The organism is Pseudomonas sp. NPDC077186, assembly GCF_044543505.1.
In the GTDB taxonomy this organism is placed as follows: Bacteria; Pseudomonadota; Gammaproteobacteria; order Pseudomonadales; family Pseudomonadaceae; genus Aquipseudomonas.
On the sequence record NZ_JBITWE010000003.1, the window covers coordinates 294,980 to 310,541 of the forward strand.

The 15,562-nt window shown below is 68.5% G+C and carries 18 protein-coding genes; 11 read left to right on the top strand and 7 right to left on the bottom strand.

All coding sequences use genetic code 11. From position 1 onward, the window contains the following. Positions 1-54: 54 nt before the first annotated feature. Complete coding sequence (locus ACIGKL_RS13350; protein ID WP_021443294.1) at positions 55-801, bottom strand: LytTR family DNA-binding domain-containing protein; 747 nt, start codon at positions 799-801, stop codon at positions 55-57. Then, a complete protein-coding gene (locus tag ACIGKL_RS13355; protein ID WP_397487111.1) occupies positions 798-1,880 on the bottom strand; it encodes a sensor histidine kinase in 1,083 nt (360 codons plus the stop codon). Before ACIGKL_RS13355 ends, ACIGKL_RS13350 begins: the two co-directional genes overlap by 4 nt. Before the next feature lie 232 nt (positions 1,881-2,112). Between ACIGKL_RS13355 and argH the strand changes: the two genes are divergently transcribed. From argH to ACIGKL_RS13380, 5 genes are all read left to right on the top strand, one after another. Then, entirely contained in the window at positions 2,113-3,507 is a 1,395-nt protein-coding gene (gene argH / locus ACIGKL_RS13360) for an argininosuccinate lyase (RefSeq protein ID WP_397487112.1), read from the top strand. 7 nt (positions 3,508-3,514) lie between these two features. Further along, positions 3,515-3,814, top strand: coding sequence for a hypothetical protein (locus ACIGKL_RS13365; RefSeq protein ID WP_397487113.1), 300 nt, complete (start codon positions 3,515-3,517; stop codon positions 3,812-3,814). A 23-nt stretch (positions 3,815-3,837) separates the two neighbouring features. Next, a complete protein-coding gene (locus tag ACIGKL_RS13370) occupies positions 3,838-4,113 on the top strand; it encodes a hypothetical protein (protein WP_122109440.1) in 276 nt (91 codons plus the stop codon). Positions 4,114-4,217: 104 nt separating this feature from the next. Beyond that, a complete protein-coding gene (locus ACIGKL_RS13375; protein ID WP_122109441.1) occupies positions 4,218-4,469 on the top strand; it encodes a TIGR02647 family protein in 252 nt (83 codons plus the stop codon). A gap of 116 nt (positions 4,470-4,585) precedes the next feature. Continuing rightward, positions 4,586-7,444: a class I adenylate cyclase gene (locus ACIGKL_RS13380; protein ID WP_397487114.1), complete on the top strand. Its 2,859-nt coding sequence runs from the start codon at positions 4,586-4,588 to the stop codon at positions 7,442-7,444. A gap of 610 nt (positions 7,445-8,054) precedes the next feature. Here ACIGKL_RS13380 and rnk read toward each other — a convergent pair. From rnk to ACIGKL_RS13400, 4 genes are all read right to left on the bottom strand, one after another. Continuing rightward, positions 8,055-8,465 carry a nucleoside diphosphate kinase regulator gene (gene rnk / locus ACIGKL_RS13385; protein WP_397487115.1) on the bottom strand — a complete coding sequence of 137 codons (411 nt, stop codon included), beginning with the start codon at positions 8,463-8,465 and terminating at the stop codon, positions 8,055-8,057. 119 nt (positions 8,466-8,584) lie between these two features. Then, on the bottom strand, positions 8,585-8,797 hold the full coding sequence (locus ACIGKL_RS13390) for a DUF1289 domain-containing protein (protein WP_397487116.1): 213 nt from the start codon (positions 8,795-8,797) through the stop codon (positions 8,585-8,587). Continuing rightward, positions 8,787-9,119, bottom strand: coding sequence for an iron donor protein CyaY (cyaY, locus tag ACIGKL_RS13395; protein WP_397487117.1), 333 nt, complete (start codon positions 9,117-9,119; stop codon positions 8,787-8,789). Before cyaY ends, ACIGKL_RS13390 begins: the two co-directional genes overlap by 11 nt. Before the next feature lie 68 nt (positions 9,120-9,187). Next, positions 9,188-10,225: an AraC family transcriptional regulator gene (locus ACIGKL_RS13400; RefSeq protein WP_397487118.1), complete on the bottom strand. Its 1,038-nt coding sequence runs from the start codon at positions 10,223-10,225 to the stop codon at positions 9,188-9,190. Positions 10,226-10,403: 178 nt separating this feature from the next. Here ACIGKL_RS13400 and ACIGKL_RS13405 point away from each other — a divergent pair, with 178 nt between their 5' ends. From ACIGKL_RS13405 to ACIGKL_RS13430, 6 genes are all read left to right on the top strand, one after another. Further along, positions 10,404-10,529, top strand: a complete 126-nt coding sequence (locus ACIGKL_RS13405) for a lipoprotein (RefSeq protein ID WP_003242379.1) — start codon at positions 10,404-10,406, stop codon at positions 10,527-10,529. A gap of 11 nt (positions 10,530-10,540) precedes the next feature. After that, positions 10,541-11,788: a diaminopimelate decarboxylase gene (gene lysA, locus ACIGKL_RS13410; RefSeq protein ID WP_397487119.1), complete on the top strand. Its 1,248-nt coding sequence runs from the start codon at positions 10,541-10,543 to the stop codon at positions 11,786-11,788. 10 nt (positions 11,789-11,798) lie between these two features. After that, a complete protein-coding gene (dapF, locus tag ACIGKL_RS13415; protein ID WP_397487120.1) occupies positions 11,799-12,629 on the top strand; it encodes a diaminopimelate epimerase in 831 nt (276 codons plus the stop codon). After that, a complete protein-coding gene (locus tag ACIGKL_RS13420) occupies positions 12,626-13,324 on the top strand; it encodes a DUF484 family protein (RefSeq protein WP_397487121.1) in 699 nt (232 codons plus the stop codon). Before dapF ends, ACIGKL_RS13420 begins: the two co-directional genes overlap by 4 nt. 89 nt (positions 13,325-13,413) lie before the next feature. Then, positions 13,414-14,316: a tyrosine recombinase XerC gene (xerC, locus tag ACIGKL_RS13425; protein WP_397487122.1), complete on the top strand. Its 903-nt coding sequence runs from the start codon at positions 13,414-13,416 to the stop codon at positions 14,314-14,316. After that, complete coding sequence (locus ACIGKL_RS13430; protein ID WP_397487123.1) at positions 14,313-15,005, top strand: HAD family hydrolase; 693 nt, start codon at positions 14,313-14,315, stop codon at positions 15,003-15,005. The genes xerC and ACIGKL_RS13430 overlap by 4 nt, the downstream gene beginning before the upstream one ends. A gap of 236 nt (positions 15,006-15,241) precedes the next feature. Here the strand turns inward: ACIGKL_RS13430 and sutA are convergent, their stop codons facing one another. Beyond that, the gene (gene sutA, locus ACIGKL_RS13435) at positions 15,242-15,562 is read right to left on the bottom strand and encodes a transcriptional regulator SutA (protein WP_397487124.1); all 321 of its coding nucleotides are present in this window, start codon (positions 15,560-15,562) and stop codon (positions 15,242-15,244) included.

The following is a 15,562-nucleotide window of genomic DNA, read 5'->3' on the forward strand; positions in this document are numbered from 1 at the left end:
TCGCCCGGTGCCAGCTGATGGGTGGCGGCTATCGGCCGCAGCCGGCACCCGGCGCTACAGCGACTGCATCAGCTTGCGCACCCCCGCCACATGGCGCCGGCTGACCACCAGCGAATCGCCCTCCAGCCCCTTGAGGAACAGCTGGAAGTGCCCCAGCGGCGTGCGCTGCAGGCGCTCGATGCGCTCGCGGGCGACCAGGGCGTTGCGGTGGATGCGCACGAAACGCTCGCCGAACTCGTCTTCCAAGGCCTTCAGCGGCTCGTCCAGCAGCACCTCGCCGCCCTCGTGGCGCAGGGTCACGTACTTGTGATCGGCGATGAAATAGACCACGTGATCCAGCGGGATCAGCTCGATGCCCTTGCGCGTGCGCGCGCTGATATGGCTGCGCGGGCCGCTGCCGCTCTCGGCGGCCGGACGGGTCAGCGCCGCCAGCTGCACCCGGTTGGGCCGCTCGGCCTTCTTCAGCGCCTCGCTGAGGCTCTCGGCGCGCACCGGCTTGACCAGGTAGCCGACCGCGCTGACCTGGAAGGCTTCCAGGGCGAATTCGTCGTGCGCCGTGCAGAAGATCACCGCCGGCGGCGCCTCGCGCTCGCACAGTTTGGCGGCGACCTGCAGACCGTCCAGCCCGGGCATGCGGATATCCAGCAGGACCACGTCCGGCTTGAGGCTATCGATCAGGGTCAGGGCCTCCTCGCCATTGCTGGCGGCGGGCTCCAGGACCCGGTAGCCCTCGAGTTCGCCGACCATGCGGCTGAGGCGCTCGCGGGCGAGGGGTTCGTCGTCGACGATCAGGACATTCATATTGCTCTGGCTTCCTGCGTGAGTCTCGCACAAGGATAGCGTAGACAGCTGTAATGGCGGCCGTCACGGCGCTCCACGCTGAGACTGGCGCGCGGCCCGAAAAGTGCCGCCAGGCGCGCGTCGATATTGCTCAGCGCTTGGTGCGTTCCCCGCGACGGGTGCTGCTCGCCCCGGTCTTCATACGGATTGCTGACACACAAGCTGAACACACCATCCTGGTAATCCGCCTCGATCCGCACCAAGCCACCCTCGATGCGCGGCTGAATGCCATAGATCAACGCATTTTCCAACAGCGGCTGCAGGGTCAGCTGGGGAATCGGCAGATCCTCCGGCACGCCCTCGACCTCCCATTGCAACTGTAGTCGCTCGCCGAGCCGATAGTGCTCGATGGACAAATATCGTTTCGCCAGTTCCAGTTCCTCCCTCCAGGGGACCAGGCTGCCGGGCTTGGCCAGGCTGGCGCGGAACAGGTCGGATAAATCCAGCACCGCCTGCTCGGCCTTGGACGGGTCGACGGTCACCAGGCTGGCGATGCTGTTCAGGCTGTTGAACAGAAAATGCGGGCGAATGCGCGCCTGCAGCGACTCGATGCGTGCGCGCAGCTCGGCCTGCTCCTGCCGCCGCCATTGGCTCTGCAGGTAGAAATAGCGTAGCAGCAGTGCAGACATGATCAGACCGATCAGCGCATGGCGCAGATAGAGATTGACCTCGCCGCTGCGTGGCAGCGGCCCGCCCAGCTCGTAGTAGTCGGCCACCGCCGTGCAGCCCAGGGTCAGCAGCAGCACCAGGGCGCAGCATAGGCCGCCGGCCAGCGCCGGGCGCAGACGCGCCAGCAGCGGCCGCAGGCGGCACAGCAGCGCCGCCGAAAGCAGCACGATCCACTGCACGAACAGCGAGGTCAGCGCCAGGCGCACCCAGTCGAAGCCGGGCAGCATCGGCTCGGACAGCACCAGCACCAACACCAGCAGCTCGGCCAGCAGCACCATGCTCAGCAGCGCTTCCGGCTGGCACAGTTCGGGGACGAAGAAGTCGTCGGCAGACGCGTTGTGGTGGTTCTTGGCAGGGACTTGTTTTGGCATCGACGCAGTTTCCGTGTCGCCCGGCGGGCCGGCAAGCCAGACGGCTCCGGCCGGGCAAAATAAAGCACCGAAATGCCGCTTGCGCGACAAAACTGTGAAGCAGCCGACAGCGCCGGCGCCCGCCGGCGGCAAACGCGGCGCGGCGAAAGGGCCGCCGACCCTGTTATTATCGGCGCACTTTGTCCGCCACGCCGGCCGCCGCAAGCGGCCCGCCCGATCCAGAGCACGTGCCATGAGCAGCGAAAAAACCAACCAATCCTGGGGCGGCCGCTTCAGCGAGCCCGTCGACGCCTTCGTCGCCCGCTTCACCGCCTCGGTCGAATTCGACAAGCGCCTGTATCGCCACGACATCATGGGCTCCATCGCCCACGCCAGCATGCTGGCCAAGGTCGGCGTGCTGACCGATGCCGAGCGCGATGCGATCGTCGACGGCCTGGGGCAGATCCAGACCGAGATCGAAGCCGGTAGCTTCGACTGGCGCGTCGACCTGGAAGACGTGCACATGAATATCGAGGCGCGCCTGACCGAGCGCATCGGCGTCACCGGCAAGAAGCTGCACACCGGGCGCTCGCGCAACGACCAGGTGGCCACCGACATCCGCCTGTGGCTGCGCGACGAGATCGACCTGATCCTCGCCGAGATCACCCGCCTGCAGCAGGGCCTGCTGGGTCTGGCCGAAGCCGAGGCGGACTGCATCATGCCCGGCTTCACCCACCTGCAGACCGCCCAGCCGGTGACCTTCGGCCACCACCTGCTGGCCTGGTTCGAGATGCTGTCGCGCGACTACGAGCGCCTGGTGGACTGCCGCAAGCGCACCAACCGCATGCCCCTGGGCAGCGCCGCGCTGGCCGGCACCACCTACCCGATCCAGCGCGAGATCACCGCACAATTGCTGGGTTTCGACGCCGTTGGCGGCAACTCCCTGGACGGCGTGTCGGATCGCGACTTCGCCATCGAATTCTGCGCCGCCGCCTCCCTGGCGATGATGCACCTGTCGCGCTTCTCCGAAGAGCTGGTGCTGTGGACCAGCGCGCAGTTCCAGTTCATCGACCTGCCGGATCGCTTCTGCACCGGCAGCTCGATCATGCCGCAGAAGAAGAACCCGGACGTGCCGGAGTTGGTGCGCGGCAAATCCGGCCGGGTGTTCGGCGCGCTGATGGGCCTGCTGACCCTGATGAAGGGCCAGCCGCTGGCCTACAACAAGGACAACCAGGAAGACAAGGAGCCGCTGTTCGACGCCGCCGATACCCTGCGCGATTCGCTGCGCGCCTTCGCCGACATGGTCCCGGCGATCAAGCCCAAGCGCGCGATCATGCGCGAGGCGGCGCTGCGCGGCTTCTCCACCGCCACCGACCTGGCCGACTACCTGGTGCGCAAGGGCCTGCCATTCCGCGACTGTCACGAGATTGTCGGTCATGCGGTGAAATACGGCGTGGACAGCGGCAAGGACCTGGCCGAGATGAGCCTGGACGAGCTGCGCCAGTTCAGCGACCAGATCGAGCAGGACGTGTTCGCCGTGCTGACCCTGGAAGGCTCGGTGAATGCCCGCGACCATATCGGCGGCACCGCGCCGAACCAGGTGCGCGCCGCCGTGGTGCGTGGCCGCGAACTGCTGGCGGCACGCTGAGCGCCCCGTGATCGACGACCTCGATGGCCTGGGCAACCTGCTCGGACGCCTGTTGCAGGGCCTCCTGGCGCTGCTGCGCATGGCCATCGGGCTGATCGTCGAGGGCGCACTGGACCTGCTGTTCAACCGCCTGACTTACTGCCTGGGCTGGCTGACGCTGCGCGGCCTCAGCCTGGGCCAACGCCCGCGCATGCCCTGGTGGCCGGCCGACCTGGATCGCCAGGTCGGCGCACGCCGCCTGCAGTTACTGGGCGGCGCCTGCCTGCTCGGTCTCATCGCCTGGGCGATGCTCGCCTTGCTCGACTAGCTAACACCGGAGACTCCCCCCGCATGAGCGACCACGACGACAACGAAGAAGACTTCGCCGAAGCCACCCTGGTCCAGGCCATCGAGAACCAGCTGGAAGCGGGCGAGCCGGCCGCCGCGCAGGCGGTGTACAACAAGCTCAGCCTGGTCGGCTACGCGCGCGAGGAAATCCTCCAGCTGATGGCCCTGGTGCTGGCCCACGAGGTCGACGCCATGCTGCGCGACGACCGCCCGTTCGACGCCGCCTGGTACGAGCAGGCCCTGCGCGCCCTGCCGGAGCTGCCCGAGCAGCAGGACTGAATGCGGCGAAGGTCGCACAGGCGAGCGCGCCAATCCCTCACTACACTGCATAGACCCAAGCCCGGCAGTCGCGTCGGGCCCATAACAACAAGAGCGGAGTCGCCATGAAATCCTTTACCCCCGAACTGATCGACGAGCTGGAAATCCTCGCCCTGTACAACCTGGACAATCACCAGGAGGGGCTCAAGGTGCACAACAACGCCTCGTTCAAGGCCCAGGGCGCCATCACTCGCCTGCATGAGAAGGGCCTGGTCAGCCAGGCCGACGGCGGCTACCTGACCAGCCTGGGCATCGATGCCGCCGAACACGCGCAGAGCCTGCTGACCATTCTCAGCACCAGCAAGACCCCCGCTTAAGCAAAATCCTTCGCCCGCCGCCCTACACTATCGGGCGCGGCGGGCGATATAGCGTCAGGCACTGCAGTGGATGCGCGCCGCTGATAGGCTTGCACCATTCCCCGTAGAGCTCGAGCATGACGCGCACCCTGGAAATTCGCCCGGACATCGACGACGGCATCGACCGCAAGGTGCTGGCGCAGCTGCGCGCGCGCTTTCTGCAGATCAACCAGGGCCGCCTGCAGCGTGCGCGGCAGGGCCTGTCGACGCGCCAGCAGCTGGTGCTCAAGCTGCTGCCACTGCTGCTGCACGTCAACCATCCGCTGCTGCCGGGCTACGTGTCGGCCAGCGCGCCGGCGGGCCTGAGCGGCTTCGAGCCGGACGACGAGGTGCTCGCCGAAGTCCAGCGCCTGACCCGCTCCTTCGCCTACAAGCCGCGCCGCGGCCAAGGCGCCGCGCCGCTGCACGGCCTGTTCCTGATGGGCAGCCTGGGCACCGTGGCACAGGCCGAGCAGAGCGACATGGACCTGTGGCTATGCCACTCGCCCAATCTCACCGCGCAGGAACTGCAGGACCTGCGCAAGAAGTGCGACCAGCTGGAAAGCTGGGCCGCCACCCAGGGCGCCGAGGTGCACCTGTTCCTGGTCGACCCGCAGCGCTTCGCCCAAGGCGCGCGCGAGGCGCAGTTGAGCTCCGACGACTGCGGCACCACCCAGCACTACCTGCTGCTTGACGAGTTCTACCGCACGGCGATCTGGCTCGGCGGACGCACGCCGATCTGGTGGCTGGTGCCGGTCTACGAGGAGCCGCGCTACCACGACTACTGCCGCACCCTGCTGAGCAAGCGCTTCGTGCGCGCCGAGGACGTGCTCGACCTCGGCCACCTGGCGCACATCCCGCCGGAGGAGTTCATCGGCGCCGGCATGTGGCAGCTGTACAAGGGCATCGAGTCGCCCTACAAGTCGGTGCTCAAGCTGCTGCTCACCGAGGTCTACGCCAGCGAGCACCCCAGGGTCGAGTGCCTGTCGCTGCGCTTCAAGCAGGCGGTGTTCGAGGGCCGCCTCGACCTCGACGAGCTCGACCCCTATATCGTCGTCTACCGGCGCCTGGAGGAGTACCTGAGCGCGCGCGGCGACCGCGAGCGCCTGGAGCTGGTGCGCCGCTGCCTGTACCTGAAGGTGAACAAGAAGATCAGCCGGCCGCCGGCCCGCGGCCGCGCCAAGAGCTGGCAGCGCCTGCTGCTCGAACGCCTGACCGGCGAGTGGGGCTGGGATGCGCGCCAGCTCGCCCTGCTCGACAGCCGCAGCCAGTGGAAGGTGCGCCAGGTCGGCGCCGAACGGCGCGTGCTGGTCAACGAACTGACCTACAGCTACCGCTTCCTCTCCCAGTTCGCCCGCAGCGCACAGACCGGCAGTTCGCTGAACAACCGCGACCTCAACGTGCTCGGCCGGCGCCTGTACGCCGCCTTCGAGCGCAAGGCCGGCAAGGTCGAGTTCATCAACCCGGGCATCGCCCCGGACCTGGCCGAGGACACCCTGACCCTGGTGCGCCACCCCAGCCCGGAATCGCCCGAGGAACATCAGTGGGCACTGTTCAACGGCAGCCTGGGCAGCCAGGAGTGGCCCGACTTCGCCCCGCTCAAACGCGCCCGCGAGCTGATCGAACTGCTCGCCTGGTGCCACCGCAACGGCGTGATCGACGCCAGCACGCGGCTGTCGCTGCACCCGGGCGGCAGCGATCTCAGCGAGTTCGAACTGTCCAACCTGATCGCCAGCCTGCAGCAGGCCTTCCCCCTGCCGCTGCCCAGCGTGGCGGAGGCCGCCCTGCTGCGCGCCAGCCGACCCAGCCGGGTGCTGCTGCTGGTCAACGTCGGCGTCGACCCGCTGCCGCAGCACAGCCAGATGAACCTGCACATGACCAGCGGACGCACCGACGCCCTGGGTTATTCCGGGGTACGCGAGAATCTGGTGCTGACCCTCGACCAGATCGTCCTCAACAGCTGGAACGAGTTGCAGGTCAGCCGCTACGACGGCGCCGACGCCCTGCTCGACTGCCTGCGCGACCTGCTCAACAGCCTGCCGGCGGACGCCGCGCAACCTCAGGTGCAGGTGCGCTGCTTCTGCCGCAACCGCGCGACGGCCATCGCCGAGCGGGTCGAGGAACTGCTGCGCGACCTGCTCGCCACCTACGCCGAGGGCCGCCAGGCGCGCTATCTGGTGCAGATCCGCCAGCACTACCACGTACTGCAGCTGACCCCGGGCCAGGTCAGCCATGCCGTGCTCGGCGATTTGCCGGCGCTGCTCGATCACCTCGGCGGCGAGCAGGGGCGGTACAGCCCGCTGCACCTGGATCGCCATGCCTTGGACGGCGACGACCTGGCGCTAATCCTGCCCATGGGCCGGCCGCAGTGCATCCAGCTGTTCTACCGCCTGCACGAGAGCAGCGGCGAAGCCGAGCTGACCCTGCTCGACGAGCACAACGCGCTGTGGCGCCGGCGCCTGCCGTTTCGCGACGAACAGAGCCTGCTCACCCCGCTGCAGCGCTTCCTGCAGTCGCTGCTGTACCGGCGCAACGCCATGCTGCCGCTGGACAGCGGCGATGCCGGGCCGGCGCTGGAAATCCTCTACTACCAACTGCTGCCCGCCGCGCCGCTGCGCGCCCAGCGCCTGGAACGCCGGCCGCCGCCGCAGGCGCCGGTCAGCCACCCGTTCTACGACGTGCAGGCGATCCTCGAACCGGGCGACGGCCGCCAGCCGCACGTCACCCTGTACTGCAACCACCGCGAGTTTTCCGAACTGGAATACGGCCGCGAACTGTACCGCGCCGTGGCCCGGCATATCCTCGCCCAGCGCGCCGGTGGCGAGCGCTACCCCTGCTACATCACCGACCTCGACCTGTCCGCCCTGCTCGCCGGGCAGCAGGCGCAGACCGTGCATTACCTGCGCTACAAGAGCGAGCTGGAAGACGCGCTGAACGCCGCGCTGCAGAGCGCGTAGGTTGGGCTGCGGAGCCCGCGACGAAGCCCAACGGGCGATGGTAGACGCAACGGCCAGGCCGGGCATCGGCGATTTAGGGACGGAGCGGCGTGGCCGACGGCAAGCGCCGGGCGGAGCGCGATCGTCGAGCGGAGCGCCTTGCGCTCCCTGTTGGGCTTCGCTGCGCTCAGCACCAACCTACGGCCGTAAACCGATCAGCGCAGCTGATACTCCCCGGCGGCCTCCGGCTGGTATTCCACCGCCAGCAGGGTCAGTCGTAGGTTGGGCTGAGGAGCTCGCGACGAAGCCCAACGGGGATGCTGGACGCAACGGCCAGGCCGGGCATCGGCGATTTATGGACGCCGGGCGGAGCGTCGTGGCCGACGGCAAGCGCCGGGCGGAGCGCGATCGTCGAGCGGAGCGCCTTGCGCTCCCTGCTGAGGAGCCCGCGACGAAGCCCAACGGGGATGCTGGACACAACGGCCAGGCCGGGCATCGGCGATTTAGGGACGCCGGGCGGAGCATCGTGGCCGACGGCAATAGCCGGGCGGAGCGCGATCGTCGAGCGGAGCGCCTTGCGCTCCCTGTTGGGCTTCGCTGCGCTCAGCGCCAACCTACGGCCGTAAACCGATCAGCGCAGCTGATACTCCCCGGCCGCCTCCGGCTGGTATTCCACCGCCAGCAGGGTCAGCTTGAGCAGCTTGCCGCCGGGCGCCGGCCAGTCGATATGCTGGCCGACGGACAGGCCGAGCAGGGCGCAGCCGATCGGCGCGAGGATGCTGACGGTGCCCTCGCCGCCGGCGTCCTGCGGGTAGACCAGGGTCAGGTGGTAATCCTTGCCGCTACCTTCCTCGCGGCAGTGCACGCGCGAGTTCATGGTCACCACGCCAGCCGGTACCTCGTCGTGGCCGACCACCTCGGCACGATCCAGCTCGGCCTGCAGCGCAGCGGCGCCGGGGCCGAAATCCTCCAGGCTGTCGAGCAGACGCTCGAGGCGCTGCAGGTCGAGACGGGTAATGGTGATAGCGGGCGTGTTGCTCATGATGGCGGCCTGACTCCTCGTACTGAACGCAGAAAAAGCAAAACCCCGCCCGAAGGCGGGGTTTTGCGAAACGTTAGGCCGACCCTAACACAGCCGGGCAAATAAACAAGACCGCCCGGTCAGGGCGCCGCCTTGCGCTGGCGCTGGCGCAGGCGCTGCTCGGCGTCGCGGCAGATCTGCCGGCGCCGGGCGTCGTCGGCCGCGCCCCAGTCGAGGATGTCCTGCAGGCTGCGGCCACAGCCGAGGCAGACGTCGCCGTCGTCCAGGCAGCACTGGCGCCGGCACGGCGAGGCCTGCGGCGCCGCGTTGCCCGAGGCGGGCTCAGAGCTCATCGAACTCCAGCTCGGTGCCGCTCTGCTCGAGGGTGATGCGCACCAGCATCTCGCCCAGCTGTTCGTCGCTGCTGTCGCAGATCCAGCGTTCGCTGGCTTCGTCGAAGTCGAAGTGGAAGCCGCCGGAGCGCGCCGCCAGCCACAGCTGACGGATCGGTTCCTGGCGGCTGAAGATCAGCTGGCTGCCGTTGTCGAAACGCACGGTGAGCACTCCGCCGCTGTTCTCCAGGTCGACGTCCAGACCGCTGTCGTCAAAGATGTCTTCCACCGCCTGCTGGGTGGCATCGACCAGGTCGTGGAAGCGGGCTTCGCTCAGGCTCATCGGGGTGTCCTCACAAGGTGCAGCGACTGCAGAAAAATAGGCGAAAACGCCGGACCGGGGTAGCCGGCCTAGCCGAGAAGGTGGCGACGGTACTCGCCCGGGCTGGCTCCCGTCCAGCGGCGAAAGGCGCGGGCCAGCGAACCCGGCTCGCTGAAACCGACCAGAAAGGCGATTTCCGCCAGCTCCAGCGCCGGGTCGCGCAGGTAGTTCAGCGCCAGTTGCTGGCGCGTCTCGTCGACCAGCTGGCTGAACGACAAGCCGCCTTCGCGCAGGCGCCGCTGCAGGGTGCGCGGGCTGAGCGCCAGGGCGCCGGCGATGGCCTGCAGATCCGGCCCCTGCTCGGGTAGCTGGCGCGCCAGCTCCAGCCGCGCCCGATCCAGCACGCTGTGGCCCTGACGCAGTTCGCCGAGCAGGCGATCGGCGTAGGCGTCGAGCGTCAGCCGCACTTGGGCATCGGCCTGGCCCAGCGGCACCGCCAGCAGGCGCTTGGGGAACACCAGGGCGTTGTCGGCCTGACCGAACAGCACCGGGCAGCGGAAGATCCGCGCGTGCTCGGAGGTATCGGCCGGCGCCGGGTGCTGAAAGCGCACCTCGCTGGGCGGGATGTCCAGGCCGCTGATCCAGCGGCCGAAGCTGACCCAACCGGCCAGGGTCTCCTCGCTGAGCTGGCGTTGCTGCTGCGCCAGCAGCGGCTGCCAGCTGTGCGCCACCAATGCCTCGCACCCCAGGCGCGGCGGCTCGTCGTCGAGGCCGACCAGGCCCAGGTTGCCGACCAGGGCGGCATAACGCGCCTGGCGATGCAGGGCGTCGGCCAGGGTCGCGCAGCTCATGATCAGGTAGCCGAGCACGCCGTAGTAGCCCGGCCGTACCGCCTCGCCCAGGTGCAGGCCGAGGCAGTCGTCGCCGCTCAGCCGCACGCCCTCGCCGAGCAGGCTCAGGTAGGCACTGGCGGCGATGCGCTGGTCGCGCTGGCCGAGCACCTCGGGGGTCAGTTGGGCATGGGCGAGCAGCGCCGCAGGGGCTATGCCCTGACGCTGCAGGTGATCGACCAGGCCCTGCAGGTAGGCGACCGAGACCGAACTGGCCAGTGTGGCGGGATTGTCCATCGAGGCTCCTTGGGCTTGCCCCATGCTAACCCAGGCGTCGGCAAACGCCGCGCGAGCAGGCGCCAGGGGCACGCACGGATCGAGCCAGCCCCCGCCAGGCGGGCGCCTGGCGCATAGGCAAGGGGGCGGGGGGTCGGTATACTCCGGCGCAATTCACGCTTATTTCAAGGACCGTCCCATGAAGCGACTGACCCTCGCGCTCCTCGCCGCCGTCTGCCTGCTGGCCGGCTGCGGACAGAAAGGCCCGCTGTACCTGCCGGGCGACGAAAACGCCGGTAACAGCCGAGACCGTTTCGAACTCTGAAGGAGCACCCCATGGAAGCCTTTACCTACCGCGACGGCGAGCTGTTCGCGGAAGGTGTCGCCCTGTCCGCGCTGGCCCAGCGCTTCGGCACACCGACCTACGTCTACTCGCGCGCCCATATCGAGGCGCAGTACCGCGCCTATGCCGATGCCCTGGCCGGCCTGCCGCACCTGGTCTGCTTCGCCGTCAAGGCCAACTCCAACCTCGGCGTGCTGAACGTGCTGGCGCGCCTCGGCGCCGGTTTCGACATCGTCTCCAGCGGTGAACTGGAGCGCGTCCTGGCCGCCGGTGGCGAACCCAGCCGCATCGTCTTCTCCGGCGTCGGCAAGAGCCGCGACGACATGCGCCGCGCCCTGGAAGTGGGCGTGCACTGCTTCAACGTCGAATCCAGCGTCGAGCTGGAACGCCTGCAAAAAGTGGCGGCCGAACTGGGCGTCAAGGCGCCGGTTTCGCTGCGGGTCAACCCGGACGTGGACGCCGGCACCCACCCCTACATCTCCACCGGCCTCAAGGAAAACAAGTTCGGCATCGACATCGAGCAGGCCGAGGCGGTCTACGCCCGCGCCGCCGAACTGGCGAACCTGGAAGTGATCGGCGTCGACTGCCATATCGGCTCGCAGCTGACCACCCTCGAGCCCTTCCTCGATGCCCTGGATCGCCTGCTGCTGCTGGTCGACAAGCTGGCCGGCCGCGGCATCCACATCCGCCACCTGGACCTGGGCGGCGGCCTCGGCGTGCAGTACCGCGACGAGCAGCCGCCGCTGGCCGGCGACTACATCAAGGCCGTGCGCGAGCGCATCAAGGGCCGCGACCTGGCCCTGGTATTCGAGCCGGGCCGCTTCATCGTCGCCAACGCCGGCGTGCTGCTGACCCAGGTGGAATACCTCAAGCACACCGAGCACAAGGACTTCGCCATCGTCGATGCGGCGATGAACGACCTGATCCGCCCGGCGCTGTACCAGGCCTGGATGGACGTCGCGCCGGTGCAGCCGCGCGCCGGCGAGCCGCGCAACTACGACCTGGTCGGGCCGATCTGCGAGACCGGCGACTTCCTGGCCAAGGATCGCCAACTGGTGCTGGCCGAAGGCGACCTGCTGGCCGTGCGCTCGGCCGGCGCCTACGGCTTCGTCATGAGCTCCAACTACAACACCCGCGGCCGCGCCGCCGAGGTGCTGGTGGACGGCGAGCAGGCCTATGAAGTGCGTCGGCGCGAGACCGTCCAAGAGCTCTATGCCGGCGAAAGCCTGCTGCCGGCCTGAGGGCGACGCCATGCTATTGCGCTTTACCAAGATGCACGGCCTGGGCAACGACTTCATGGTCCTCGACCTGATCAGTCAGCACGCCCACGTGCAGCCCAAGCACGCCAAGCAATGGGGCGACCGCCACACCGGCGTCGGCTTCGATCAGCTGCTGATCGTCGAGCCGCCGAGCCACCCGGACGTCGACTTCCGCTACCGCATCTTCAACTCCGACGGCTCGGAAGTGGAGCAGTGCGGCAACGGCGCGCGCTGCTTCGCCCGTTTCGTGCTGGACAAGCGCCTGACCACCAAGAAGGTGATCCGCGTCGAGACCAAGAGCGGCGTGATCGAGCTGCGCGTACAGAGCGACGGCCAGGTCTGCGTCGACATGGGCGCGCCGCGCCTACAGCCGGCGCAGGTGCCGTTCCAGGCCGAACAGGCGGCGCTCAGCTATCGCGTCGAGGTGGATGGCCAAGAGGTCGAGCTGGCCGCATTGTCCATGGGCAACCCGCATGCCGTGCTGCGCGTCGACAGCGTCGACGCCGCGCCGGTGCATGAGCTGGGGCCGAAGCTGGAGCACCACCCACGCTTCCCGCAGCGGGTCAACGTTGGCTTCCTGCAGGTGCAGGACCGCCAGCATGCGCGCCTGCGCGTGTGGGAGCGTGGCGCCGGCGAAACCCAGGCCTGCGGCACCGGCGCCTGCGCCGCGGCGGTCGCGGCGATCCGCCAGGGCTGGATGGATTCGCCGCTGCAGCTGGAGCTGCCGGGCGGCAAGCTGTCCATCGAGTGGGCAGGCGAAGGGCAGCCGGTTATGATGACCGGGCCCGCTGCGCGCGTATACGAAGGACAGGTTCGCCTATGACTGACCAGCAGGACTCCCCCAAACCGCTCGACTCGGAGACGGTCGCTGCCTACCTGCGCCTGCACCCGGAGTTCTTTATCGACCATGAAGAACTCATTCCCGAGCTGCGTATCCCCCACCAGCCGGGCAACGCCGTGTCGCTGGTCGAGCGCCAGGTCAAGCTGCTGCGCGAACGCAACATCGAGATGCGTCACCGCCTCGGCCAGCTGATGGACGTGGCGCGCGACAACGACCGCCTGTTCGACAAGACCCGTCGCCTGGTGCTCGACCTGCTCGACGCCGGCAGCCTGGAAGAGGTGGTCGGCGCGGTGGAAGACAGCCTGCGCCACGAGTTCCAGGTGCCCTTCGTCGGCCTGATCCTGTTCAGCGACAACAAGCTGCCGGTCGGCCGCTCGGCCACCCTGGCCGAAGCGCATGCGCAGATCGGCGGCCTGCTCAGCGGTGGCAAGACCGTCTGCGGCGTGCTGCGTCCGCACGAGCTGGAGTTCCTCTTCGGCAAGGACGACGCCGCCCGGGTCGGCTCGGCCGCCGTGGTTTCGCTCAGCCATCAGGGCCTGCACGGCGTGCTGGCCATCGGCAGCCTCGATCCGCAACACTACAAGAGCTCGCTGGGCACCCTGTTCCTCGGCTATATCGCCGAGGTACTGGCGCGCGTGCTGCCCGGCTTCGCCACGCCGCTGCGCTCGGTACGCTGAAGCAGCTGCAAGCCGCAAGCTTCAAGCTGCAAGAAAAGCAAAGGCTGATTGAAGCGTGCGCTGCGATTCATTCACTTGGAGCTTGAAGCTTGAAGCTTGCCGCTGCCCTTGACGCCTACCTCGAATACCTGCGCCGCGAGCGCCAGGTATCGCCGCACACCCTCGACGGCTACCGCCGCGACCTCGGCAAGCTGCTGGCCTTCTGCGAGGCGGAAGGCCTGAGCGACTGGGCCGCGCTGGATACCCGCAACCTGCGCCGCCTGATCGCCCGCCTGCACCAGCAGGGCCTGGCCAGCCGCAGCCTGGCGCGCCTGCTCTCGGCCACCCGCGGCCTGTACCAGTACCTGTTGCGCGAAGGCCTGTGTCGTCACGACCCGGCCACTGGCCTGAGCCCGCCCAAGCGCGAACGGCGCCTGCCGCGCACCCTGGACGCCGACCGCAGCGCCCAGTTGCTCGACGGCGCGGTGGAGGACGACTTCATCGCCCGCCGCGACCAGGCCATGCTCGAACTGTTCTATTCCTCCGGCCTGCGCCTGTCCGAATTGGTCGGCCTGGATCTCGACGGCCTCGACTTGGCCGCCGGCCTGGTGCGGGTGCGCGGCAAGGGCAACAAGGTGCGCGAGCTGCCGGTCGGCCGTATGGCACGCCAGGCGCTGGAGCAGTGGCTGGCGTTGCGCAAACTGGCCAATCCCGGCGACGGCGCGGTGTTCGTCAGCCAGCAAGGCCGCCGCCTCGGCGCCCGCGCGGTGCAGCTGCGGGTACGCCAGGCCGGCGTGCGCGAACTGGGCCAGCACCTGCACCCGCACATGCTGCGCCACAGCTTCGCCAGCCATATGCTGGAGTCTTCGCAGGATTTGCGCGCGGTGCAGGAGCTGCTCGGCCACGCCGATATCGCCACCACGCAGATCTACACCCACCTGGATTTCCAGCACCTGGCCAAGGTCTACGACCAGGCCCATCCGCGCGCCAAGCGCAAAGGCGGTTCCGCATGAGCATTGAGCTGATCACCTTCGACCTCGACGACACCCTGTGGGACGTCACTCCGGTGATGCAGGACGCCGAGGCCGCCCTGCGCAACTGGCTGGCGCTGCACGCGCCGCGCCTGGGCGCGGTGCCGGTGGAACACCTGTGGCAGATCCGCAGCGGCCTGCTGAGCGCCGAGCCGATGCTCAAGCACCGTCTCAGCGAACTGCGCCGGCGCATCCTCCTGCATGCCCTGGAAGGTGCCGGCTACAGCCATGGCGAGGCCCTGGCACTGGCCGAGGCGGGTTTCCAGGTGTTTCTCAACGCGCGCCACCAGGTCGAGCTGTTCGCCGAGGTGCACCCCACGCTGGAAGCCCTGGCCGAGCGCTTCCAGCTCGGCGTGATCACCAACGGCAACGCCGACGTGCGCCGCCTGGGGCTGTCGGAATACTTCCGCTTCGCCCTCTGCGCCGAGGAGCTGGGCGTCGGCAAGCCCGACCCCAAGCCCTTCCGCGAGGCGCTCAGGCGCGCCGGGGTGGCGGCCGAGCAGGCGGTGCATATCGGCGACCACCCCAGCGACGATATCGCCGGCGCCCAGGCCGCCGGCCTGCGCGCGATCTGGTTCAACCCGCAGGGGCTGAGCTGGCAGGCCGAGGCCACGCCGGACGCGCAGATCGCCAGCCTGGCCGAACTGCCGGCGCTGCTCGCTAGCTGGTAAGCCCTAGCCCGGATGCGATCCGGGACTGTCCCAACCAGCATTCCCCGGATTTCATCCGGGCTACGGGCTCGTGACCTGGTGCGCACGGCGCACCCTTCGATGCCACACCGCCGAACACAAAAAATCGCCGGGAGCGATTTTTGACGTCGCGTAGCGACGGCCCGCAGGGTTGCCGCCAGGGATGGTGGGCAACAAAAAACCCGCCACAGGGGCGGGTTCCTTGCAGCGTGCCGTCCTCAGATGGGACGGCTGCCATATTTGCTGTCGGGCTTCTTGGGCGGATCGGCGACCACGTTGGGTTCCACCTCCTGCACCTTGCCGCCACGCGCGAGGAAATCCTCCATCGCCTTGGCCAGCGCGTCGCGCTCTTTCTGTTTGGCTTCGATGCTCGGCAGCTCGTCGACTTCGACGGCCTTGGCCTTGCTCTTCTTGCCGCTGGCTACGACTTCGCCGTCGCCCTCGTCGCCGCTGTCGCCGTCGTCGGCAGCCGCCAGCTCCTCACCGTCGTCCTCGTCGGCCCCTTCCAGGTCGTCTTGTTCCAGGTCTTCGTCGCTCAT

Coding starts and splice junctions, on each gene's coding strand:
- dapF (WP_397487120.1), top strand. CDS start 11,799: ATGCTATTGCGCTTTACCAAGATGCACGGCCTGGGCAACGACTTCATG.
- ACIGKL_RS13375 (WP_122109441.1), top strand. CDS start 4,218: ATGAAATCCTTTACCCCCGAACTGATCGACGAGCTGGAAATCCTCGCC.
- cyaY (WP_397487117.1), bottom strand. CDS start 9,119: ATGAGCCTGAGCGAAGCCCGCTTCCACGACCTGGTCGATGCCACCCAG.
- ACIGKL_RS13430 (WP_397487123.1), top strand. CDS start 14,313: ATGAGCATTGAGCTGATCACCTTCGACCTCGACGACACCCTGTGGGAC.
- argH (WP_397487112.1), top strand. CDS start 2,113: ATGAGCAGCGAAAAAACCAACCAATCCTGGGGCGGCCGCTTCAGCGAG.
- ACIGKL_RS13390 (WP_397487116.1), bottom strand. CDS start 8,797: ATGAGCTCTGAGCCCGCCTCGGGCAACGCGGCGCCGCAGGCCTCGCCG.
- ACIGKL_RS13400 (WP_397487118.1), bottom strand. CDS start 10,225: ATGGACAATCCCGCCACACTGGCCAGTTCGGTCTCGGTCGCCTACCTG.
- rnk (WP_397487115.1), bottom strand. CDS start 8,465: ATGAGCAACACGCCCGCTATCACCATTACCCGTCTCGACCTGCAGCGC.
- ACIGKL_RS13420 (WP_397487121.1), top strand. CDS start 12,626: ATGACTGACCAGCAGGACTCCCCCAAACCGCTCGACTCGGAGACGGTC.
- ACIGKL_RS13370 (WP_122109440.1), top strand. CDS start 3,838: ATGAGCGACCACGACGACAACGAAGAAGACTTCGCCGAAGCCACCCTG.
- sutA (WP_397487124.1), bottom strand. CDS start 15,562: ATGAGCGACGAAGACCTGGAACAAGACGACCTGGAAGGGGCCGACGAG.
- ACIGKL_RS13350 (WP_021443294.1), bottom strand. CDS start 801: ATGAATGTCCTGATCGTCGACGACGAACCCCTCGCCCGCGAGCGCCTC.
- lysA (WP_397487119.1), top strand. CDS start 10,541: ATGGAAGCCTTTACCTACCGCGACGGCGAGCTGTTCGCGGAAGGTGTC.
- ACIGKL_RS13405 (WP_003242379.1), top strand. CDS start 10,404: ATGAAGCGACTGACCCTCGCGCTCCTCGCCGCCGTCTGCCTGCTGGCC.
- ACIGKL_RS13355 (WP_397487111.1), bottom strand. CDS start 1,880: ATGCCAAAACAAGTCCCTGCCAAGAACCACCACAACGCGTCTGCCGAC.
- ACIGKL_RS13380 (WP_397487114.1), top strand. CDS start 4,586: ATGACGCGCACCCTGGAAATTCGCCCGGACATCGACGACGGCATCGAC.